The following is a 20,931-nucleotide window of genomic DNA, read 5'->3' on the forward strand; positions in this document are numbered from 1 at the left end:
AGGAAACGCGAAGAGAGAGCAGGCGCCTTCTAAGAGCGGCTAACACAATGAGCCGAGCTGTCGGTAGGTGATCAGGCAGCAGGCCAGTTTGAGGAAGGCTTCGTGCATGTCGGCGCGGCGTTCCCATCGGATGCGTAGACGTCGGAAGCCGTGGAGCCAGGCGAAAGTTCGCTCGACCACCCACCGGTAGGTGCCCAGGCCGCTGCCGTGGCGGGTGTTGCGGCGGGCGATGGCCGGCACGATGCGGCGGGCGTGGACCTGGTCGCGGTAGATGTCGTGGTCGTAGCCGCGGTCGGCGAAGAGCGCGTCCGGTCTGCGGCGCGGGTGCCCCACGCGTCCGCGGACCGGCGGGATGGCGTCCAGCAGGGGCATGAGCTGGGTGATGTCGTTGCGGTTGCCGCCGGCGAGGATGACGGCGAGCGGGGTGCCGTGTCCGTCGGTGATCAGGTGGTGCTTGGATCCTGCCCGTCCCCGGTCGACCGGCGACGGGCCGGTCTGGAGCCCCCTTTTATGGCCCTGATGTGGCTGGAGTCGACCACGGCCCGGGACCAGTCCAGCCGGGCTGCGGCGTTGAGCTCGGCCAGCAGCACCTCGTGCAGTTCCTCCCAGACGCCTGCCTCGTTCCAGTCCCGCAGCCGGCGCCAGCCGTGTGTTAGCCGTTCTTACGCCATCCAGGGGCGCCGATGACCAAGGGCTTTTTAGGTAGTCCGTACCGGTCGTCCTCGAAGGCACCGAAGATCGACCTCTGACTAAGAACTCCTAACGAAATGATCTCCAAGGTGGTTGGATCACTGCGGGACTGATGATCCGGGGGTTGGGGTGGCTCGGCCGAAGCCGTGGGAAGTCGACGACGAGCTGTGGGCGGTGATCGAGCGGCTGCTACCGAAGGTGGAGCGTCGGCCCCTGCATCCCGGGCGTAGGCGGCATCCGGACCGGCTGGTGTTCCAGGGCATCTTGTTCGTCCTGCACACCAGGATCGCCTGGGAACATCTGCCGCAGGAACTCGGCTTCGGCTCGGGCATGACCTGTTGGCGCCGCCTGGCCGAGTGGACCGAGGCTGGAGTCTGGCCCCGGTTACACGAGGTCCTTCTGGCCAAGCTTCGCAGCGTGAACGCCCTGGACTTCTCCCGGGCGGCCGTCGACGGCTCCCACATACGGGCATTGAAAGGGGGATCCAAGACGGGACGAAGCCCCGTTGACCGGGGCAGGACGGGCAGCAAGCATCACCTGATCACCGACGCCACGGGTATCCCGCTCGCCGCCACCTTGACCGGCGGCAACCGCAACGACGTCACCCAGCTGATTCCGCTGCTTCAGGCAGTGCCGCCGGTGAGGGGCAAGCGAGGCCGGCCCCGGCGGCGCCCGGGCGTGGTGCTGGGCGACCGCGGCTATGACCACGACAAGTACCGCCGCCTCGTCCGGGATCTCGGCGTGAAGCCGCTGATCGCCCGCCGGGGCACCGAGCACGGCTCGGGCCTGGGCACGCAACGATGGGTCGTGGAGCGAGCATTCGCCCACCTGCACTGGTTCCGCCGCCTGCGGATCCGCTGGGAGATCCGCGACGACATCCACGAAGCCTTCCTCGCCCTTGGATGCGCACTGATCTGCTGGCGACGCCTGAACTCCCGATAGAAGTTCAAGACAGGCACGGCCAACGTTGATGGCCTGGTGGCCGACCTCAGGCTGGCTTGCGCCACACGGAGATGTGCTTCGCGGAGTCCTGGGTGAACGGAGCCCCGTCCCAGTCCGCGACGCGACGTTCCAGCTCGAGCCCAGCGATCCGCGCCATCAGGTCGAGCTCCGCCGGCCAGGCGTACCGGTGCCGGGAGTTTTCGCGGCGGTAGCGGCCGTCGTCGCCGTCGCGGGTGAAGTGGTGCGAGACGAGGATCTGCTCGACCAGGTCGAAGGTGTCGAAGCCGAGATGCTGCTGAGAGACGTCGAACGGCACCGCGACCTGGCCGGGCGGCAGGAGCCGCAGCGGCGGCACACCCAGCTCGATGACAAACCGGCCGCCGGGCTCCAGATGCCGTGCGGCGTTGCGGAAACACTCGACCTGCTCGTCCTGCGTGAGCAGGTTCGTGATGGTGTTGTAGACGAGGTAGACCAGGGTGAACCCGCCGGGAACGACGGTGGTGGCCATGTCCCCGATGACTACCGGGAGGGTGTCCTCGTCGATCTTGCGCCGCAGCACCGCTGCCATGTGCTCGGACAGTTCGATGCCCACCACCGGCACGCCGCGTTCCCGGAGCGGGACTCCCACTCGTCCGGTTCCGATGGCGAACTCCAGTGCCCGGCCGTCTCCGGCGAGATCGGCGAGGAAGGTGAGAGTCGGTCCGAGAACGGCAGCCGAGGACGCTTCGGCCTCCTCGGCGTCGTAGCGGTCGGCGGTCGCACGGGTCCACAGTTCACTACTCGTCACGGGCGGCCACTTTGCCGGGTGCCGAGGGGCGCTGTCGACGCATTTACGTTCTCCGCGACGCAGCGCGCACCGCCCGCAACTCGTCGTCGCCTTCCCATGGCTTCGGCCGAACCACCCGCACCCCGGATCATCGGCCCCGGAGTGATCCAACCACCTTGGAGATCATTTCGTTAGGAGTTCTAAGGTTCGTCAACAGCAGGCCCGGTGCTGTGATGCCGGACCGGCCACGAGTCCGAACTGTCGCATTGTTCGGGAACTGCCGCCGTCATCCCGGGGCAGTGGCAGGTGCTCCCTTGGGCACTCCTACGATGAGGTCGGGGAGCAGAGCTGTCTGGGGCACAGCGGATCTCAGAGGATCCCCTTCCAGGACCAGGGTCGCGGGCCAGCCTTGCCGCGAAGGCAGTCGACCCGGTGTTGCGCTTGATCGCGCCACTCGGGATTACTGGCCGCATGCTGCGCGGCGTAACTGACCATGCGCAGCTCTCGCGCGCCAGCGAGAATCGGATATCCGTCCCATTGAGTGACGTCGGCTCCGTACTCGTCGCAGAAATCAGTGTATTCCCTTGAGGTGACGGCCCCGGTTGTTCTTGCTCGAACTGCGGTGGAGACGAGGTCCCATTCCGGCGGCCCAATCGAAAAGCGCTCCAGGTCCATGATCACGGGGCCCGTGCGAGCTCGGACGAGGTTCCCCGGCCAGGCGTCGCCGTGCACCGCGCAGTCCGGGCGGCCGGACGGGCGGTCGGCCCACGCGGCTGTGAGGTCACCAAGCAGGCCGTGCAGCCATTTTCGGTCCGCCTCTGAGAGGGTCACGGCTGCTTCCAGTCGGGCGGCTACACGCACGAATGGATCGAGGTGACCGAGGTCGAGATCTGGTGTGGGCAGGGCGTGCAACTGACGCAGCAGGGCCGCGACGTCACGGACTGATCCGTGAGTCGGTGGCGGGAGTTCCTCCCAGAATGTTGCGGGGCGTCCTTTGGTGAGAACCGGCTGCGCGACGTCCGCCAGGCGGACCGCAGGTACACCCGCGTCCGCGAGCCACCGGGCGACCCGGACCTCCCGAGCCGCGGCTGCTTCCTGACCGGCTCGGGCGATGCGGACGATGACCCGGCCGGGTAGACGCCATATCTGGTTCTCCGCCAGGCGTACGGCTTCCGCCCCGTGGGGATCGAGCCCAGCTGCGGCACAGACCTGTTCGAGAAGCTGGCGCTCCGACTCTGGCACCGAGGCAGTCATGCGGCGACCGTAGCGGCGATGCGCTCCCGGAGGTCTGATGCCTCCGGGATTCTGGGGTGTTTGGCCGCGAAGTGGCCGAGCTGCCGGAGGTCGTCGGCGGCGCGTCGAGAGGTGAGTTTACCGACCTCGTCCAGAGCATCGTGGCCGATGGCTGCGGCCTGCCGGGGGTCTCCCTTGGCCATCACCAGCGCGGCGAGTTTGGTCCGGGAGATCGCCCGGGATCGTTTGAAACTGTCTGTGTGTCCCTTGACCGCGGCATCGAATCGGCGAGCTGCTCGGCCAGGATCCTGGCCGACGAGAACTGCCAGGTCCCACAACGCGTGTGCTGTGTCCCCGTTGTGTTGTGCCTCGTCGTAGTAGGCCATCCACGGGGGGTCTTCGGACGGGCAAGCGCGGCTGAAGGCGCTGTCGGCGTCACCGACGGCCGCCATCGTCTCGCGCACGTTGCCCAACTTGGCGAACGCGCGTGCGCGGGCGCTGTGCAGCATCGCTTGCTCGGTGGCCGTAAGCCGGTCGGAGCGTACGAGTCCCTTCTCCGCATACGTGAGACCGTCGTCGGGCGCGTCAACCCACACGGCTTGTCGGGCGAGGAAGCTGTAGCTCTTGGCTCGGAGGTGCCAGTTACCGGCTTCTTCGGCGCACTCCGCCGCGAAGTGAAATGTGCGCGTTGCCTCATCGTGGTGGTAGGCGTCGAAGGCGGAAGCGCCGACGACCATCCCTAGTCGGGAGACGGACGCGAACAGGTCCGCGCGAAGGTGCCCCGGGCATTGGAGCTGGAGGAGACCAGCGGACCATTCCATTGCTCGCGCAGCCATGCCGCGGACCATTCCCCCGCCGCCCAAGGCGTTGTCCATGTTGCTGATGGAGGTGGCCGCGGTCAGGACCTGAGAGATCTCTTTCGAACTGACGCTGAGCGGTAGTGGAAGGTCTGCGGTGAAGACGGGTGCGAGGCTCAGTGGGGCAAGGGCCGCCAGGCTGCCTGCTTGAAGGAACGAGCGTCGGTCCACGGGCTCAGGGCTCCCAGTGCTATTAAACGGTTGGCCTCCGCCCAGGATGCGGCCTTCCCCCTTCCGTACGTCGCGCTCCACCCGTTCTGACACCCGGATATCGGCATCGGGCCGCTTCTTATCGGCATCACGCTTACCGAAGGCCATGGGCCAAGCCCGGTCGAAGAGCCCTCCTGTGTCGAAGAAGGCATCGAGCCTCTGCGCTACGTCCCTCCTCAAGCTGGGGTATCGACCCTTCTCGATCGCCAAGATCATATCATCGCTGACCTGCACTAACCGTCCCAGCGCAGCGGCAGACAACCCCTCTGCCAAACGCATTCGACGCAGCTCGTTGCCGAACCACTCCTGCGGGGACGCCTCTGGGTTGAGCTTCTTCATCGGCTGCGGCATGTCCTGCCCTCTGACGTCGTGATGCCGAACTTTCCAGGTGTCGGCATCAGGCCCTGCACTCTCGCGGCGCGCTCTGTCTGAATGGTTGCTGATCGATTGAGTCTCAGTACACACCGCAACCGAGCACCCCGACAGGGGTTCCGGCAGAACGGAGGGAGCGACCGTGGGATCAGCCTTCGAAACCCGCACCCAGTCATCCGTTCTGGCCATGCCCCGAATGGTGGGCGGCCAGCTCGACATGACTCTCGACGTCCATCCGCAGGACCTCGGGGCGGTGCGAGCCATCGTGCATGCTCACACCCGCTTGTGGCGTGTGGAGGACTCTGTCGCCGACCGCATCCTCACGGTTGTCACCGAGCTGTTGACGAACGTGTTGCAGCACACGACGCCGGATCAGGAAGGCCGCAGGAAGGCCGACCTCCTGATCCAGCAGGTCGCAGATGGTATGACCGCCATCGTGCGCGACCAAGACCGCTGCCCGCCAGTTCTCGCTCCCACAGACCCACTCGCCGAGAACGGCCGCGGCCTGGTGCTGGTTCGCGCTCTCACGGACGACATGTCCGTTTCGATCACAGGGACCGGCAAGGACGTATGGGTGTTCGTCGCTGATCCCGAACGGCTCCAGCCGCAGAGTTCTCCGCTCGTGGAGTCGTGATGCGGAAGGCCGTATACACAGTGAAGGCATCCCTACGGCGCTTCTCCTCCCGTAGGTTGCTCGCTCGCATCCGCCAAGTAAGAAGGGTCAAGCGTCTCGCCTGGCCAAGGCGGCTGACGTACCGCGCCCCGAGGCTTCATCTGCTCGAAGTACGGCGCCAAGTCGATCACACGCGTTCCATCGACGGCATCAAGGTCCGTGACCAGAAGGTCTCGGCCGTCGACGTCGAGCAAACGCAGGTAGCTAAGCGCGAGCTGGTTCGGCCTTCGGTGATTGCGGTGGACGAACGTCCCGGTCGCCGGCCATCGCTCGTTGCCTCGTGGGCTGCGGGCATGGAGCTGGACGTCTTCGGGTCGCGCCAGGTGGAAGCGCCACGTTACCGTCAGGTGCGAGAACTCCTCGATACCCTGCAAGGTTTCGAGCGGGCGTCTGGGAGCACTGACGTCCCCGTCGGAGCCCGCCCTGCACCATGCGCAGCAGCTCTGCTCGGACGGCCTCCCGGAGGGTTATCTGTCCAGCAGGGTCTACCTGGTCAGACTGGCCGAAGCAACGCAGGATCTCGTCTCCAAGGTGCGGAACAGCGGAATCGGAGCGACGCGGCCGGTGCCGAGACGGCCCTGGCGCAAGCCGCTGGTCAACGTGGCGCGTGGTGCGGTCTTCGCCGTCGCCCTCGCCTCCCTGGTGAGGGCCGCTTCGGTGCCGCACAAATGAGCCTGAATGGGGCAGTCCTCATTGGTCTGATTCTCGTCCCGACGGCGTGGCTGGTGTGCCGAGGCTCTCGCACGACTGGCCCTGATCCGGGAGACAGCGATGCCAGGCAGCCCTCGATCAACCTCCCTCATCCCGGTGACCGCCGGCTCCCTCACTCACTGCCTGTTCCCGGCCGGTTCGGCGGCCCCAACGCCCCCACATCAGCGGGGCCTAACGGAGATCCACGCGATGAAGCGTCTTCCGCGTATCGAGCAGTACGGCCTGATCGGCGACATGCAGACCAGCGCCCACGTGTGCGACGACGGCTCGATCGACTGGCTGTGCCTCCCCCGCTTCGACTCACCGGCCGCCTTCGCCGGGCTCCTCGGCACACAGGAACACGGCACCTGGCAGATCGCTCCTGCGCAGCCTGCTGACCGGTCCGGCTTCCAAGCGGTCGCAGAGCGCCGGTACTGCGGTGACTCGCTGGTCCTCGAATCGGTGTGGCGCACGCCGGCCGGTTCGGTCCGCGTCCAGGACTTCATGCCGCCGCGCGACGGGGCCCCTCAAGTGATACGGATCGTCGAAGGTTTGACCGGCGTGGTGTCCATGGTCTCGGCCGTTCGTCCCCGGCCGGGGTACGGCAGTGTCAGCCCGTGGATCCACGAGGCCGGTGAGCGCATGGTCGCAGAGGCCGGCGCGGACTCTCTGTGGCTCGACACCTGCGTCCCACAGGCGGAGAAGGACGGCACTGTCGTCAGTGCCTTCGCCGTCGCCGCTGGGCAGAGCGTGGCGTTCGTGCTCAGTTGGTGCCCTTCCCACGCAGCCGCGCCCGACGTTCCGGACCCGGAGGCCGCGCTCGCTGAGACGCTCGCCTTCTGGCGGGACTGGACGCAGGAGTGCTCGTACGACGGGCCATACCGCGAAGCCGTGGTCCGTTCCTTGCTCGCGCTGAAGGCGATGACGTACGGGCCGAGCGGGGGGATCGTCGCGGCGCCGACCACGTCGCTGCCCGAGGAGATCGGCGGCAACCGAAACTGGGACTACCGCTTCACCTGGCTGCGCGATGCCTCCACAACGCTGGCCGCGCTGCTGGGGACCGGGTACCGGCAAGAGGCGCAGGCATGGCGGCGATGGCTTTTGCGGGCGGTGGCTGGCGACCCGGAGAACCTGCAGATCATGTACGGGATAACCGGGGAACGTGACCTGCAGGAACGGGAGCTTCCCTGGCTACCCGGATACGAAGAATCAACCCCGGTACGGGTCGGCAATGGAGCGGCGGACCAACTCCAGCTCGACGTGTACGGCGAGGTGATCGAGACCCTGTACCTCGCGCACCACCGCGGTGTCGCCCACTGCGCCGACACCGCAGTTCTGCACCAGCGACTCGTCGAGCACCTGGCGCAGCGCTGGCGGGAGCCCGACGAGGGGATCTGGGAGATCCGCGGAGAGCGCAGGCACTTCGTCCACTCCAAGGTGATGGCCTGGGTGGCCATCGACCGCACCATCCGCCTGGCCGAAGCCGGCGCCCTCGACCTGAACCTGGCTCCTCTGATCGAGCTGCGGGCGACGATCCACCACGAGGTCTGCGCCAAAGGCTTCGACCCGACGCGCAACACCTTCACCCAGTCCTACGGCTCGCAGGAACTGGACGCCGCCACACTGCTGATCCCCCGCGTCGGCTTCCTGCCGCCCGATGACCCGCGCGTCGTCGGCACCGTGGACGCGGTACGCCATGAGCTGTCCACGGTAGACGGGCTCGTTCGCCGGTACCCGACCACCGGAGAACGCGCCGGAGTGGACGGCCTGAAGGGCGATGAGGGCACCTTCATCCTCTGCTCCTTCTGGCTCGTCGACGCCCTGGCGCTGACCGGCCGCCTCGACGAGGCGCACGCCCTGTTCGAACGCCTCCTCGCGCTGCGCAATGACCTCGGACTCCTGGCTGAGGAGTATGACCCCGTCCGGCAGCGTCAGGTCGGCAACTTCCCCCAGGCGTTCAGTCACATGGGTCTGATCCAGAGCGCTCGGCTCCTTCATCAGCTGACAACGCAGTCCTGCCACCGCCGCCGAGGCACGGTCGCCGTTCCGACTCCGCGGTCGACATCGCGCGACACGCACCGCACCTGCACCAGCCTGACGCCGTAGCACGACTAACACCCACCCACCGACGAGGATTCCCATGCCTGTCAGCGTCTTCCCGGCACGGTCGGCCGCGCCCGGCCACCGCAGACGTCAACGGATCGACGCATTCGCGTTGCGCCGTGTTCGCAGCGCCGTGGCGCTGCCCTTGGTGCTGCTGGTCGCGCTGCTCGGTGCCGCTTTCGCTCTCTGGTCGATGTCAGCTGTAGGTTCCGGCCAGCTTCTGGTCGGCCTTGTCTTCGCCCTGGCCGGGGTCACGCTGGTGGCGGCCCGCGGAGCGCGGACGGGCGCGGAGGCCGTGCAGACAGCCGCGGAGGCCGCTCAGGCGACGGCGCTAACGACCATCGCTGAGGCAGCAGCGGCTGTCGAGAAGTCGGTGCAGTGGTCGGCGGATGAGCTGTGCCGCGGAGGACGTCCGGCGCTGCCGGACATGCACACGCAGCAGTCAGGCGCTGCGACCGATATCAACGCTGCATTGAACGCACTCCAGGTGCAGGCCATCGCATCGCTGATACGCGTGCACGACAAGTCCCAGTCCGTCGTCCTCCTCGAAGTGCTGCGTCGTTTGGCCATGCGCGAACACGCCCTGGTGGGGAAGGCCCTTGAAGCATTGAGCCAATTGGAGATGCTGACCGACGACCCAGAACTGCTGGCCCAGATCTTCGAGATCGATCACCTCGTGACGCGGATGCGGCGCCAAGTCGAGAGCACGGCGGTGCTGGGCGGGCAGTCTCTGCGCAGTGTGCGCCGCCCCATTCCCGTCACGACCGCGTTGCGCGGCGCGGTCTCCGAAGTCGTGCAGTATCCGCGTGTCGCCGTCGCGGCCGGGTCCGTGGGCGCCGAGCTGGGCCTTCCAGGACATGTGGGCCCGGACCTCACACACCTGCTGGCGGAGCTGATCGAGAACGCTTGCGAGTGCTCCGATCCGGCGACGAAGGTGACCGTGCGCGCCCAGCGGGTGGCGAACGGGTTGGCGATCGAGGTCGAGGACCGGGCCATCCCCATGCATCCGCAGACACGTGGACAGATGAACGACCTGCTCAAGGCCCCCGATGAGGTCGACGTGAGCGGCCAGGTGCGAGCGGGGCAACTCGGGCTGCTGGTTGCCGCGAAGATCGCCCAGTCACACGGGCTGTCCGTCGTCCTGCAGGAGAACGTGACAGGAGGCACCACCGCCCTGGTCGTCATTCCGACACGTCTTCTCGTCGCGATTCCCCCCGTCGAGGACCCCGGCATGCTCCCCAGGGAGACTCGCCCCTCCAGGCCGTCGGCGGGGCAGGCCGCCGCAGCACCAGCCACCCCGCCGGCGCGGCAGAGCGCTCACCCCGGCACTGTCGGCGTGCTGGGGCCCGGGGCGGCAGATCGCCTTGCAGAAGCGCCTGCCCTTCCCACCCGCACCCGTCAGGCCGGCTCGTTCCGTCCACATCGCGAGCGTGAGCAAGCGCCCGTGACCGCGGCGACGCCAGGGCTCGCAGGCGCCTTCCGTACCGGCATCCAGGCCGGCGGGGCCGCCATTCCTCGCCCCGCTTCGGCAGAGCACCCCAGACCCTGAACCACGCCCCCTCCCGTTCGCGCGGGCTCGCTGACAACCGCTAGTTCTTCCCCTTCTGGAGCGATCCCTATGAGCACCCATCCCGAGATGCACACCGAGACCGGCCGCGCGTCCGCATCCGAGACCACCGCGAGTGGCCAGCGGGAGAGCATGGCGTGGCTGCTGCGTCAGTTCGCCTCCGACACCCTGGGCGTCACACACGCCGTCCTGCTGTCGAGGGACGGGCTGCGGCTGCTGGACAGCGACGTGGAGAAGGACTGGGCGGACGAGCTGTCGGCAGCCTTCAGCGGCGTTGCCTCCCTCGCGGCGAACATCACCGGTCCCAGCCGCAAGAAGAGGCCGCCCACGCAGGTCGTTATCGAGCGGGAGGACTGCCTGTTCTTCGTCCAGAGCGCCGGACGCAGCGCTGCCTTCGACAACCGCCCCGGCAACGAACGCGGCGAGGTGGACACGATCCTCGCCGTCATCGCCACTACAGACGCTGACGCGGGCACCGTCGGGTACGAGATGGGGCGCCTCGTCCACAAGTTCGCCCCCTACATGCTGATTCCCGTCCGCGTCAGCACGGGCGGAGAGGTCCGGTGAGCGCACACGGCCACGCGGCCGAGGAATCGACGTTCGTGCGGACCTACACCCTGACACGCGGGCGGACCAGGCCGCGGTACCTGCTTGGTCTGGAAACCGTGTTGGACGCCGGACAGGGGCGACCCGGCCCGGCACAACCCGAGGAGTGTGAGGAGATCTTCGCCCTGTGCCGGGAGCGCCGCCGCTCGGTGACCGAACTGGCGGGCCGCCTCCGCCGGCCCGTCACCGTCGTCAAGGTCCTCGTCTCCGACCTCCTGGACGTCGACGCCCTGGTCGTACCCCTCACTCACCCCTATGCCGATACGGACGCGGAATGCGGTCCGTCTACCCAGTTGCTGGCGGCCCTTTCCGCGGGCTTGAAGAGGAAGTGGCCTGATGCCATCGCCTACCCCCAGGCCGGATGACCCGGCCATGGTGCTGCACACGCCGCCGCGCTCGCTCGTCGACGCCGCACCGGCCGTGCTGAAGATCGTGATCGCCGGGGGCTTCGGCGCGGGCAAGACGACCGCCGTGCGTGCCGTCAGCGAGATCACGCCGCTGAGCACAGAGGAGTACCTGACCGAGGCCAGCGTCGACGTGGACAGCCTGGCGGGCCTCGAGGTGAAGGAGACGACCACGGTCGCCTTCGACTTCGGCCGCCTGAGCCTGCCCGACGCGCCCGTACCCCTGGAGCTATTCCTGTTCGGAACGCCCGGCCAGGACCGGTTCGTCGAGCTCTGGTACGACCTCTCGCGCGGCGCCGTCGGGGCGATCGTCCTCGTTGACACCCGCAGGCTGGAGAGCAGCTTCACCCCCGTCAGCTTCTTCGAGGACCTCGGCCTGCCCTTCGTCGTCGCCATCAACCAGTTCGACGGAGCCCACCGCTACCACCCCGAACAGGTCCGCACCGCCCTCGAACTCCCCGTCTCCGTACCAGTGGTCACCTGCGACGCGCGCGACCCCAACCACGTCGCCGGTGCCCTGCTCACCCTCGTCAGCCATGCCGTGAAGAACGCATCCACGGACCCCGCTCACCCCGCACCCACGACCAGCCTCCAGGACGCCTGATGCCACACCAGCCCAACGCCCCTCGCCCCGTACCGTCGGCCACTCGACCGTCACGTTCACTTCCGCGCCGCAACCAGCGGGACCTCGCCCGCGGCCCCTCCGCGCCGCCCGGGACCGTCCCACACCCCCAGCAGGCGACCGAGCTGGTCCAGCGGTACAAGCTGCTCGAAAACCTGGGAGTACCCATCGCCGCCAGCGAGGACTTCGACGAGCTGGCCCGCGACATGGCCACGCAGGCCGGATTCCTCTACGGGTTCGTCAACCTCTTCCTGGAGGAGCAGACCTTTGTCGGCCTCCACCAACCGCCGCCGGACAGCGGGTACGTCATCGTCGGCCGCACCATGAGCCGCGACCACGGCTGGTGCCCGGAGGTCATGGCCCGCAAAAAGGCACTCCCGCTGCACGACGTGCACGCCAGTCCGCGCTTCAGCGGCAACCACGTGGTCGACGCGGTCGGTATCCGCTCCTACTTCGGCGCCCCACTCATCCACGACAGCGGCACCGTGCTGGGCACCGTCTGCGTCATCGACCCAGAGAAACGGCCCCTGAGCGAGGCCCGACGACTCAGGGACATCGTCATCAACGCCGGCGCCCAGGTGACGGACCACATCGCCCGCGCGCCCGTCCGCTAGGCCATTCCACCGCCCCCACCCGGGAGCCGCCGGCAATCCCCGGCCGCTCCACCGCGTGACGTTCACCCAGGGAGAGGGAGACGACCATGCCCGCCAGATCCACAACGCCGCCTCCTGCGCTGCGTCCCTACCTCACCGCCCGCCACGAACTGCTGTGGGACGAGGCGGATGCTTTCGCGGCCGAGCACGTCGCGCCGCGCGCCGCACGCATGGAGGCCGCTCCGGGCAGGGTGGAACGCAAGGTCACCGACCTGATGGCCGCACGCGGCTGGTTCGCCGTCACCGTGCCAGCCGCCTTCGGCGGGCTGGGCGCCGGACACGTGGCCAAGACGATCCTGGTCCACCGCATCGCCCGGGTCTCGGCGTCTGCCGCGGCCATCCTGCAGGCCACCCTGATCCCCGTCGGCGCCCTGCTGCACTTCGCCACCTACGAGCAGAAGGGTCGCTGGCTGCCAGGGGTGAGGGACGGTTCCCTGCTGCTGTCGATCGCCGTGACCGAACCGCTCGCCGGCGGACACATCGGCGGCATCGAAACAACCGCCGAACGCGCCGGCAACCAGTGGGCGATCACCGGCAGCAAGATCCATATCGGCAACAGCCACCTCGCGGGAGCCCACCTCGTGGTCGCCCGCACCGCCGAGGCGGGTGTGAGCACCTCCCAGGCGCTGACCGCATTCATGGTCGAAGCCGACCGCCCCGGGCTCTCCGTCCCTGGCCACCGCCCCGGTCTCGGTCTGCACGGCTTCTCCGCCGGTCGACTCGACCTCGATCACGTCCGCATCCCCGACCACAACGTGGTCGGAGAGATCGGCCAGGGGCTGAGCGTGGCCCAGAGCAGCAGCATCCTGTACGGCCGGCCCAACCTGGCCGCCGTCAGCCTCGGCATCCACGAAGCAGTCGTGGCCACCACCACGGCTCGCCTCAAGACGCGCACCCGCTACCGGGGCGCCCTCTCCGATCTGCCCGTTCTGCGGGACCGCATCGGCGCGATGGAGGCCCGCCTGCGCGCTGGCCGCATCCTCACCTATCAGTCGGTGCACCTCCTTGACCAGGGCCTGCCCTGCGACGCCGACCTCGTCAACGCCAAGTACCTCGGCCACCAGTGGGCTGCGCAGTCCGCCCAGGACGCCATGGAACTGCACGGCGCCCACGCCCTCGACCGCGACTACCTCCTCCAGCGTCTGTGGCGCGACATCCAGCACACCTACTCGCCCGCCGGAACAGGCGAAGTCCAGCGCATACGCCTGGCCGACGCCGCCTTCGACGAAGAGCACATCCAGTGGTCCGAGCACCTCGCCGCCGAAGCCGCCTGGGCCCGACCCGACCCGACCGCCGTATGAACCCCCGTGCGCGGCGCTCGGTGAATCCCGACCGCCGGGCACGGGCCCGTGCCGCGCGGCCCCCGCGGGAACCGGCGACACCTTGACCGTCCATCTCAGCCGAGAAAGAGACATCGTGACTCTGCCCGTGACGACCAGCGCACCGATCACACCCTTGACACCGGCCCTGCAGCGCATCGCCCAGCACCTCGCGGACGGCCTCACACCACAGGAGATCGCCACGAAGACCGGGCTGTCGGCCATGACCGTCCGCCAATACCTCCGCGACATCCGCGAGAGCCTCCACTGCCCGCCCCGCTGCAAGCCCCTGGTGATCGTGCACCGCTTGTTCGCTCTCCAGCAGGTGGCCGCTCCCACGACACACAAGCCGACGCCAAAACTCAGCCAGGAGCAGCTGTTGCTGCTCCGAGCCGTCGCTGAGCACACCAGCCCCAGCGACATCGCCCGAGAGGCCGGCCTGGCCCCGGCCGACAGCCGCGCCGCGGTCGACACGTTACTCGCCGAGACGGGTGCCACCGATACAACCCAACTCGTCGTCCTCGCCCACACCTGGGGGCTTCTGGGCGCCGACCAGCAGGCAGCGGTATCAGCGGGAGCACGCCGATGAGCACATCTCCCGCCCCTGAGTTGTGCCAGGGCGCCGGCAGGCCAGCCGGAGACGACCCCGTGCACAGGTCCACTTATGAGGTGCGACCGCTGGCCACCGACGCAGAGCGAGCGGAGGCCGTCGTCCTCATCGAGAACCGCCTGGACTGGCTCGCCCACCGTGGCCTGCCAGTCCCCGGCCGCGGAGACGCCCCCGCTTCGTGCCGGGACGATCAGGCTGAGTCAGTGGGCTTGTTCGAGGACAGTGTCCTGCTCAGCTGCCTGAAGCTCGACCGACACCCCGACCTCGGGCACTGGGGCTCCGACGGCGTCGGACACAGCCTGCTCCTTTCCCACGTCCACACCCTCCCCGGGCGCTCGGACAACATCGTCCGACTCATCACCCTATGGGCCTCCGACTACGCCGCCCGCCTCGACCTGCCCTACGTGCGAGCCGAAGCCCTCGCCCGGCACGCCCTCGACGTGGACCCCATCGCACGGTTCCTCGACCGGCTGACGCACATGGGATGGGAGGTCAGAGGAACAGGCGCTGGAGCCCACGGGGAGCGGGCCGCCCGCCTGGAGTTGCGCTCCGAGCTACGTCCGGGCCTCACTCCGCTCATCCGCTGCGCCGTCCCCCTCACGCCCCAGGGCCACCCGGGCAACGACCGGAGCGCACCATGACGACCCAACCGCTTCGGCCCGACCTCGCCCGCGAGCTGGTCGCCCGCGCCCAGGCGTCGGCCACGCACCGGGCTCAACGAGTGCGCAACCACCTCGATGCCGTCCAACTCGGCCAAGGCCGTCACACCGATCACGCCAACACCAAGGTGCTGCGCCGAATCCTGGCGGAACACGACTGGCCCGGCCACCGCCTCGTCGGCCGCGACGCCGCCCGCGCCGCCTGGAGCATCGCCCTTCACAGTGACGACGAACCCGACTTCCAGCGCGCCGCCACCACCCTGCTGAAGCGCGCGGTCAGGGCCGACGACGCACCGATCCAGCACTGGGCACACCTACACGACCGTGCCCTGGTCAACAACGGGCTCGAGCAGGAGTACGGAACGCAGCTCCTCTTGCGCGTCGGCGGTGTCGAGCTCTGCCCGTTGCGTGCACCGGAGTCGCTGGACGAGCGAAGGGCCAGCGTCGGCTTGCCGCCGGTTGCCATCGCCTTGGACTCGGTGCGCCGCCGCTACGGCACGGATGACAGAGCTGAAGAAGCACTGACCGGCGTGCTCGCGGAGGCCGTATGAAGAAGCGGAATCGCGGCTCCCACAACCGGGCACTGGCCCGCGCCCTTTCTACCGAAAGGGGTGTTGGCTCATGAAGTTCATCACCCGCGTGATCGGAGCCTCCCGGCTCAGAAGCGCCACACAGGCGGACCTGCAGCGGCCCGACGGCGTACCTCGGGCGCGGCAGCTTTCAGGTGACGTGTCCGCCCCCCAACTCCTCTCGCGGGCAAGGGTTTCCGTGTCCTGGAGAGGTGGCCGAGAACAGCTCGACCGGCGCAGCCACATGGCTACCGTTCCGAGGGCTTAGCCGGCCGCACAGCAACACCTCGAATCGCACAGCTCCATCCCACCGACCAGGAGGATTCCCATGACACCCAGGGTGACCGACCAGCGTGCGAGGAGCGCTCCGACCTCTGTCGCACAGGACCCGTTCGACCTCGACATCAGCGTCGTCGAGTCCGGCGCACCGTCGAGGTGGGTTATCAACTCCGATGGCGGCTGCGGCTTGTCGCGCGGTAACGCCTGCGCTTCCAGCGGCTCCTGACCGACCCAGACCACCGGCACGGCGCCCGCGCCGTGCCCGGCGCCACCCTTGCGGCACACACACCGCGGCTCGATAGGAGCCGCGCACGACTACGGAGGAAGCAGCACATGGAGCACGACGAGTTCGACCTCGACGTCAGCGTCCTGGAGTCCGGCGACGGTCAGGCCACGCTGATCAACCTCACCGACGACGGTTGCGGCAGCACCTGCTCCAGCCCGTGCGCCACCAACGTGGCCTGAGCAGCTTCCATCACACGATGAGTAGGGAGAGATCCGCATGAACGCGAACAAGAGCCGGGTGAAGTCCCCGAATGCCACGGCGGATGGTGACGCCTTCGACCTGGACATCAGCATCCTGGAGTCCGGCGACGGTTCCTCCTCGGTGATCAACCTGACGGACGACGGCTGCAAGCCGAGCTGCCAGGGGTCCTGCGCCACCAACGTGGCCTGACCCCAAGCACGCCGATGCGCCAGCCCGCGTGGTCTTCCGCCGCGCGGGCTGGCGCCCCGACACGCGCCACGGACCAAGGAGGGTGCATGGTTTCCAGGAAGGTCGGACCGCTGTACCGGTGTGCGGACACGGCGCTCGTGCGCGCCGCCCGGTACTCGAGGTTGCCGCTGCCCATGTGGCCGGATCTCACCGATGCCACCCCGGCCCGAGGAGTTCGGTGGCAGGCGTGGCTGCGCGACGTCTGGTCGATGACCGAGGTCGCCGACACCATCGAGCAGGCCAGTCCCTTGCTCGCGCGGCAGGTTGAGACCTTGACCTCGGCGTCTCGACCTGAGACGCGTCAGCTACGCCGCACTGTGGTGTCCGTCATGCGGTACGTGTTGCGGATGACAGGCCGAGCCACGCCCCACGGCCTGTTCGCCGGCATCGCTCCTGCCTCGTTCGGGGCACGACCGGGATGGGCCTGGGGCGAGCGGCATCGCGGCGTCGTCCGTGCCGATGGTGACTGGATCGCTGACTTGGTCGCCCGCCTGGAGGCAGGCCCTGAACTCCTTCAGCACCTGCGCGTAATGGTCAACAACACTGCCTTCATACGGGGTGACCGGCTGATCGTGCCCTATCCTCCCCGCTCACGCCGCACTCAGAGGAGCCCTGCGGCGGAAGTGTCCCTCCGGTATACCCCCGCCGTACGCATCGCCGTCGACACCGCCGCCTCCCCCGTCCCCTTCTCGACGATCGTGGGACGGGTCAGGGCCGAGTTCCCCGACGTTGCTTCTGACCGGGTAGAGGGGCTTGTCACCAGTCTGATCCAGCGCGGCGTGCTCATCAGCAGCCTGTACGCGCCCTCCGCCACCCTGGACGCCCTTGACCACCTGGTCCAGCAGGTTGAGGCCGCCGACGTCCCGTCGACCGCAGACGTCGTCGCTGATCTGCGCGCGGTCCGAAGTGCCATCCGCCACCACAACCAGACTCTCCCCCTGGCGGACGGGCGGCGCCTGCGTAACGCCATGCGTCAAAAGATGACGGCCTTGAGTACCGTCAAGGCCCAGCCTCTCACGCTGGACCTGCGGATGGACTGCTCCCTCACTCTGCCCCCGCAGGTTGCCCGCGAGGCGGAGGAGGCCGCCACCGTGCTGGCCCGGCTGACTGCATATCCCTTCGGCACTCCAGCGTGGAAGGACTTCCACAACCGGTTTTTCGAGCGGTACGGCATCAATTCGCTCGTCCCGGTCCGGGACGTCGTGAACCCGGACGTCGGTCTTGGGTTCCCGGCCGGATACCGGGACGCGGAACCCGAACAGCGCGAGACCCTGACTTCCCGTGAGCAGCGGTTGATCTCCCTCGCCCAGGCGGCCCTGCTCGACGGACGCGACGAAATTTGCCTGGATGAGGACCTGATTCGCACGCTAACGGTTGCAGACCAAGATGCCTCGCAGGTCCCGGCCCACACGGAACTGCGCTTCCAAATCCGTGCCGCGTCCCAAGCCGCCCTCGAAGAAGGGGACTTCACTCTCCACGGTGTCGCGCCTTCCCGTGGTATCGGCACGACGATCGGCCGAAGCCTCGCGCTGCTCAGTCCAGAGGACCAGGCCCGCGCCACCGCTGTGCTGGAGGAGCTGCCGGTCAACGCGCCCGGCTCGCTACCCACGCAGGTCTCTTTCACTCCGCTCGACCGTGGCGACGCCAATGTCACCCGCGTTGCCGAACTCCTGCCAACCGTGATCAGCCTGGCGGAACACCGTCCGGTGGACGAACGCACCGTCACGCTCGATGACCTCGCCGTGAGCTGCGACCGCCGTCGGCTCTATCTCGTCTCCCTCTCCCGCGCGTGCGTGCTGGACCCCATGATGCTCCACGCGCTGGACCTGCGCGGACACACTCCGCCGCTCGCACGCTTCCTCACTGAGATCAGCCGGGCCCAGGCCGCTGTCCTGACCGTCTTCCCGTGGGCGTCCGCTACTGCCCTGCCCTACCTGCCCCGCGTGCGCTACAGCCGTACGATCCTCTCGCCGGCCAGGTGGCGGCTGGATCGGACAGAACTGCCCGATGGTCGGGCGTCCTGGGAAGAATGGCACAAGGCCGTCGACGAATGGCGCACGCGCCGTCGGATTCCGGACGGCGTCGCGCTGACCGAAGGCGACCAGCTCCTACCGCTGGACCTCTCCGAATGCGCACACCTCGCGCTGCTGCGCGCCCACCTGGACACCAACGAGTCGGCGATCCTGGCCGAAGCGGAATCCAACGGGGACTGGTTCGACGGACGGGCCCACGAGATCATCGCCTTGATGACGGCCGCTCACTCGCCCCATTGGCCAACCGTCCCGCCCGTGAGCGCCGGCCAGCTCCTCACCCGAGACCACGGTTACCTCCCGGGCACCGCTCCGTGGCTGCTGGTCAAGCTGTACGGGCACGTCGAACGACAGCCCGAGATCCTGGCCAACCACCTTCCCGAACTCCTGGCCCAGTGGGACGAGCCTCCGACCTGGTGGTACATGCGCTACCGTGACCCGCGATGGCACCTGCGCTTACGCATCGCGGTTCCCAGCGAACAGGACTTCGGACCCGCCGCACAGCGCGTGAGTGCATGGGCGGCCGGACTACGCCGTGCCGGACTGCTCACCGACCTGCAGTTCGCCACCTCCTACCCGGAAACCGGCCGGTGGGGCACCGGGGCGTTGATGAGTCTGGCCGAAGATGTCTTCGCCGCCGACTCCCGGGCCCTGGCTCTCCAGTTCGCCCAGAGCACGCGCCCTCACCAGCAGGCCCTGACCGCAGCAAACTTCGTAGCCCTAGCTGCCGCCTTCACTGGCAGCACCGCCCGCGGCATGGACTGGTTGATCGCCCACGGGCGGATCAGCGACCCGCGCCCCCTGGACCGCACGGTACTCGACGAGGCGGTACACCTGGCCGATCCGACCGACGACTGGGCGGCCCTGCGCGCGGCCCCCGGCGGTGCCGCCATCACCGCCGCCTGGAGCGACCGCGTCGAGGCCCTGGCCCGGTACCGAAAGGCACTCGACGAGTTTGGCGGCATCGACCCGAACCTCGTTCTCGACTCGTTGCTGCACGCCCACCACATCCGCGCCGCCGGCATCGACAAGGACGACGAGCGCATCTGCGTACGGCTCGCCCACGCCGCCGCCATGGCCTGGACCCACCGAGGAGATCACCATGGTCCTGTGTGAGAGCACACGAGCCGCCGCCGACACCATCGCGGACCGGCTCGCCGCACCGCAGGACGTCCGGTCGTTGCATCACCGCCAGGGCTGGTGGCCGCAGTCCCTCGCGCACGGCGCGGTCGGTGTGGCGCTGCTGCACATCGAACGGGCCCGCGCTGACCAGGGGCCGTGGCAGCGCGCACACGACTGGCTCGCCTGTGCCGCAGCAGAACCCACCGTCGGAGGCGCTGACAGCCACCTTTACTACGGGGCACCCGCGCTCGCCTTCGCCCTGCACGCCGCCGTCGACCGCCCCGGACGCTACGCCCGCGCCCTGGACACCCTCGACCAGTACGTCACGGCGACGATCCGGGCCCGGCTCGTCAGCGCCCACGCGCGCATGGACGGGGGCGATATGGCCGCTCTAACCGAATTCGATGCGATCCGGGGCCTCAGCGGAATGGGCGCGCTCCTGCTGCGCCGCGACCTTCACATTGACGTGCTCCGGGAAATCCTCACGTACCTGGTCCGGCTGACCGAGCCGGTCAAACACGATGGGGAACTCCTGCCCGGCTGGTGGAGCCACCTCGCCCCCTCCGGCAAGACCTCCCCGAACTACCCCGAAGGGCACGCCAACAACGGCGTCGCCCACGGCATCGGCGGCCCCCTCGCCGTCCTCTCCCTCGCGGCGCGCCGCGGCGTCACCGTCGACGGCCACCTCGACGCGATCACCCGCATCCTCGCCTGGCTCGACCACTGGCAGCAGGACGGCCCAGCCGGCCCGTGGTGGCCGTACTGGATCACCCGCGAGCAGCTACGCTCCGGGACGACCGGCCCCGGACCGTCCCGGCCGTCCTGGTGCTACGGCACCGCCGGATTCGCCCGCGCTCAGCAACTCGCCGCCCTGGCCCTCAAGGATCCGGCGCGCCAACAGACTGCCGAGTTTGCCCTCCTGCGCGCCATGACCGATCCCGGCCAACTCAGCATGACCGTGGACGTGTCTCTGTGCCATGGCTTCGCTGGCCTAGCCCGCATCACGCAGCTCGTGGCAGCCGACGCCATCACACCCGGCCTCACGGAGTGCTTGCCCCGGCTCCTGGCCCCGATCATCGACACCGCACCCGGCACGCTGGCGGACTTCCTGATCGACCCGCCCGGCGGCGGGGACATCGGGCTCCTCGAAGGTGCCGCAGGCACCGCCCTCGCCCTGACCACCTTCCACACTGGAACGCCGTCCGCGTCCGGGTGGGACAGCTGCTTCCTGACCAACTAG

20 protein-coding genes and 2 pseudogenes are annotated in these 20,931 nt (G+C 68.5%); 17 read left to right on the forward strand and 5 right to left on the reverse strand.

From position 1 onward, the window contains the following. Positions 1-39 precede the first annotated feature (39 nt). A pseudogene (locus OSB71_RS10900) lies at positions 40-644 on the reverse strand (IS5 family transposase); the annotation flags it as partial. A 175-nt stretch (positions 645-819) separates the two neighbouring features. On the opposite strand from OSB71_RS10900, the gene OSB71_RS10905 reads away from it, so the two are divergent. Next, positions 820-1,632, forward strand: a complete 813-nt coding sequence (locus tag OSB71_RS10905) for an IS5 family transposase (protein WP_265946977.1) — start codon at positions 820-822, stop codon at positions 1,630-1,632. 46 nt (positions 1,633-1,678) lie between these two features. Here OSB71_RS10905 and OSB71_RS10910 read toward each other — a convergent pair whose 3' ends face one another. From OSB71_RS10910 to OSB71_RS10920, 3 genes are all read right to left on the reverse strand, one after another. Beyond that, positions 1,679-2,419 carry a class I SAM-dependent DNA methyltransferase gene (locus OSB71_RS10910; RefSeq protein WP_265946979.1) on the reverse strand — a complete coding sequence of 247 codons (741 nt, stop codon included), beginning with the start codon at positions 2,417-2,419 and terminating at the stop codon, positions 1,679-1,681. Positions 2,420-2,767: 348 nt separating this feature from the next. Further along, the gene (locus OSB71_RS10915; RefSeq protein ID WP_265946980.1) at positions 2,768-3,652 is read right to left on the reverse strand and encodes a phosphotransferase family protein; all 885 of its coding nucleotides are present in this window, start codon (positions 3,650-3,652) and stop codon (positions 2,768-2,770) included. After that, positions 3,649-5,037, reverse strand: a complete 1,389-nt coding sequence (locus OSB71_RS10920; protein ID WP_265946982.1) for a helix-turn-helix domain-containing protein — start codon at positions 5,035-5,037, stop codon at positions 3,649-3,651. The genes OSB71_RS10915 and OSB71_RS10920 overlap by 4 nt, the downstream gene beginning before the upstream one ends. A 175-nt stretch (positions 5,038-5,212) precedes the next feature. Here OSB71_RS10920 and OSB71_RS10925 point away from each other — a divergent pair, with 175 nt between their 5' ends. After that, positions 5,213-5,704: an ATP-binding protein gene (locus tag OSB71_RS10925; protein WP_265946984.1), complete on the forward strand. Its 492-nt coding sequence runs from the start codon at positions 5,213-5,215 to the stop codon at positions 5,702-5,704. Positions 5,705-5,736: 32 nt separating this feature from the next. Here the strand turns inward: OSB71_RS10925 and OSB71_RS10930 are convergent. Beyond that, positions 5,737-6,129, reverse strand: a pseudogene (locus OSB71_RS10930) (TrmO family methyltransferase domain-containing protein); the annotation flags it as partial. Between the two features lie 514 nt (positions 6,130-6,643). Here OSB71_RS10930 and OSB71_RS10935 point away from each other — a divergent pair. The 15 genes from OSB71_RS10935 (at position 6,644) to OSB71_RS11005 (ending at position 20,931) form a co-directional block, all read left to right on the forward strand. Continuing rightward, a complete protein-coding gene (locus tag OSB71_RS10935) occupies positions 6,644-8,539 on the forward strand; it encodes a glycoside hydrolase family 15 protein (protein ID WP_265946986.1) in 1,896 nt (631 codons plus the stop codon). Positions 8,540-8,573: 34 nt separating this feature from the next. Next, positions 8,574-10,085 carry a sensor histidine kinase gene (locus OSB71_RS10940; RefSeq protein ID WP_265946988.1) on the forward strand — a complete coding sequence of 504 codons (1,512 nt, stop codon included), beginning with the start codon at positions 8,574-8,576 and terminating at the stop codon, positions 10,083-10,085. A 69-nt stretch (positions 10,086-10,154) separates the two neighbouring features. Next, complete coding sequence (locus tag OSB71_RS10945) at positions 10,155-10,670, forward strand: roadblock/LC7 domain-containing protein (protein ID WP_265946989.1); 516 nt, start codon at positions 10,155-10,157, stop codon at positions 10,668-10,670. Then, complete coding sequence (locus OSB71_RS10950) at positions 10,667-11,074, forward strand: DUF742 domain-containing protein (RefSeq protein WP_265946991.1); 408 nt, start codon at positions 10,667-10,669, stop codon at positions 11,072-11,074. Before OSB71_RS10945 ends, OSB71_RS10950 begins: the two co-directional genes overlap by 4 nt. 7 nt (positions 11,075-11,081) lie before the next feature. After that, a complete protein-coding gene (locus OSB71_RS10955) occupies positions 11,082-11,717 on the forward strand; it encodes a GTP-binding protein (RefSeq protein WP_265947262.1) in 636 nt (211 codons plus the stop codon). Further along, the gene (locus tag OSB71_RS10960; protein ID WP_265946993.1) at positions 11,717-12,349 is read left to right on the forward strand and encodes a GAF domain-containing protein; all 633 of its coding nucleotides are present in this window, start codon (positions 11,717-11,719) and stop codon (positions 12,347-12,349) included. The genes OSB71_RS10955 and OSB71_RS10960 overlap by 1 nt, the downstream gene beginning before the upstream one ends. A gap of 86 nt (positions 12,350-12,435) precedes the next feature. Further along, the gene (locus tag OSB71_RS10965) at positions 12,436-13,689 is read left to right on the forward strand and encodes an acyl-CoA dehydrogenase family protein (RefSeq protein ID WP_265946995.1); all 1,254 of its coding nucleotides are present in this window, start codon (positions 12,436-12,438) and stop codon (positions 13,687-13,689) included. A gap of 115 nt (positions 13,690-13,804) precedes the next feature. After that, the gene (locus tag OSB71_RS10970) at positions 13,805-14,296 is read left to right on the forward strand and encodes a helix-turn-helix domain-containing protein (protein WP_265946997.1); all 492 of its coding nucleotides are present in this window, start codon (positions 13,805-13,807) and stop codon (positions 14,294-14,296) included. A 224-nt stretch (positions 14,297-14,520) separates the two neighbouring features. Beyond that, the gene (locus OSB71_RS10975; RefSeq protein WP_265946999.1) at positions 14,521-14,958 is read left to right on the forward strand and encodes a hypothetical protein; all 438 of its coding nucleotides are present in this window, start codon (positions 14,521-14,523) and stop codon (positions 14,956-14,958) included. Then, positions 14,955-15,527 carry a DUF6624 domain-containing protein gene (locus tag OSB71_RS10980; RefSeq protein ID WP_265947001.1) on the forward strand — a complete coding sequence of 191 codons (573 nt, stop codon included), beginning with the start codon at positions 14,955-14,957 and terminating at the stop codon, positions 15,525-15,527. Before OSB71_RS10975 ends, OSB71_RS10980 begins: the two co-directional genes overlap by 4 nt. Before the next feature lie 346 nt (positions 15,528-15,873). Continuing rightward, positions 15,874-16,050, forward strand: a complete 177-nt coding sequence (locus tag OSB71_RS10985) for an FxLD family lanthipeptide (protein WP_265947003.1) — start codon at positions 15,874-15,876, stop codon at positions 16,048-16,050. Positions 16,051-16,157: 107 nt separating this feature from the next. Beyond that, a complete protein-coding gene (locus OSB71_RS10990; protein ID WP_265947005.1) occupies positions 16,158-16,289 on the forward strand; it encodes an FxLD family lanthipeptide in 132 nt (43 codons plus the stop codon). Positions 16,290-16,326: 37 nt separating this feature from the next. Further along, positions 16,327-16,500 carry an FxLD family lanthipeptide gene (locus tag OSB71_RS10995; protein ID WP_265947007.1) on the forward strand — a complete coding sequence of 58 codons (174 nt, stop codon included), beginning with the start codon at positions 16,327-16,329 and terminating at the stop codon, positions 16,498-16,500. Positions 16,501-16,586: 86 nt separating this feature from the next. Beyond that, positions 16,587-19,685, forward strand: a complete 3,099-nt coding sequence (locus OSB71_RS11000) for a lantibiotic dehydratase (protein ID WP_265947009.1) — start codon at positions 16,587-16,589, stop codon at positions 19,683-19,685. Continuing rightward, positions 19,672-20,931 (forward strand): lanthionine synthetase C family protein, encoded by a 1,260-nt coding sequence (locus tag OSB71_RS11005; protein ID WP_265947011.1) that lies wholly within the window; start codon positions 19,672-19,674, stop codon positions 20,929-20,931. Before OSB71_RS11000 ends, OSB71_RS11005 begins: the two co-directional genes overlap by 14 nt.

Source organism: Streptomyces marinisediminis (assembly GCF_026262575.1).
GTDB classification, from domain to species: Bacteria; Actinomycetota; Actinomycetes; order Streptomycetales; family Streptomycetaceae; genus Streptomyces; species Streptomyces marinisediminis.

Bases quoted from the DNA above. Each gene is read 5' to 3' on its own strand.
- OSB71_RS11000 (WP_265947009.1), top strand. From the start codon at position 16,587: ATGGTTTCCAGGAAGGTCGGACCGCTGTACCGGTGTGCGGACACGGCG.
- OSB71_RS10915 (WP_265946980.1), bottom strand. From the start codon at position 3,652: ATGACTGCCTCGGTGCCAGAGTCGGAGCGCCAGCTTCTCGAACAGGTC.
- OSB71_RS10935 (WP_265946986.1), top strand. From the start codon at position 6,644: ATGAAGCGTCTTCCGCGTATCGAGCAGTACGGCCTGATCGGCGACATG.
- OSB71_RS11005 (WP_265947011.1), top strand. From the start codon at position 19,672: ATGGTCCTGTGTGAGAGCACACGAGCCGCCGCCGACACCATCGCGGAC.
- OSB71_RS10985 (WP_265947003.1), top strand. From the start codon at position 15,874: ATGACACCCAGGGTGACCGACCAGCGTGCGAGGAGCGCTCCGACCTCT.
- OSB71_RS10990 (WP_265947005.1), top strand. From the start codon at position 16,158: ATGGAGCACGACGAGTTCGACCTCGACGTCAGCGTCCTGGAGTCCGGC.
- OSB71_RS10940 (WP_265946988.1), top strand. From the start codon at position 8,574: ATGCCTGTCAGCGTCTTCCCGGCACGGTCGGCCGCGCCCGGCCACCGC.
- OSB71_RS10955 (WP_265947262.1), top strand. From the start codon at position 11,082: ATGGTGCTGCACACGCCGCCGCGCTCGCTCGTCGACGCCGCACCGGCC.
- OSB71_RS10965 (WP_265946995.1), top strand. From the start codon at position 12,436: ATGCCCGCCAGATCCACAACGCCGCCTCCTGCGCTGCGTCCCTACCTC.
- OSB71_RS10995 (WP_265947007.1), top strand. From the start codon at position 16,327: ATGAACGCGAACAAGAGCCGGGTGAAGTCCCCGAATGCCACGGCGGAT.
- OSB71_RS10945 (WP_265946989.1), top strand. From the start codon at position 10,155: ATGAGCACCCATCCCGAGATGCACACCGAGACCGGCCGCGCGTCCGCA.
- OSB71_RS10960 (WP_265946993.1), top strand. From the start codon at position 11,717: ATGCCACACCAGCCCAACGCCCCTCGCCCCGTACCGTCGGCCACTCGA.
- OSB71_RS10980 (WP_265947001.1), top strand. From the start codon at position 14,955: ATGACGACCCAACCGCTTCGGCCCGACCTCGCCCGCGAGCTGGTCGCC.
- OSB71_RS10920 (WP_265946982.1), bottom strand. From the start codon at position 5,037: ATGAAGAAGCTCAACCCAGAGGCGTCCCCGCAGGAGTGGTTCGGCAAC.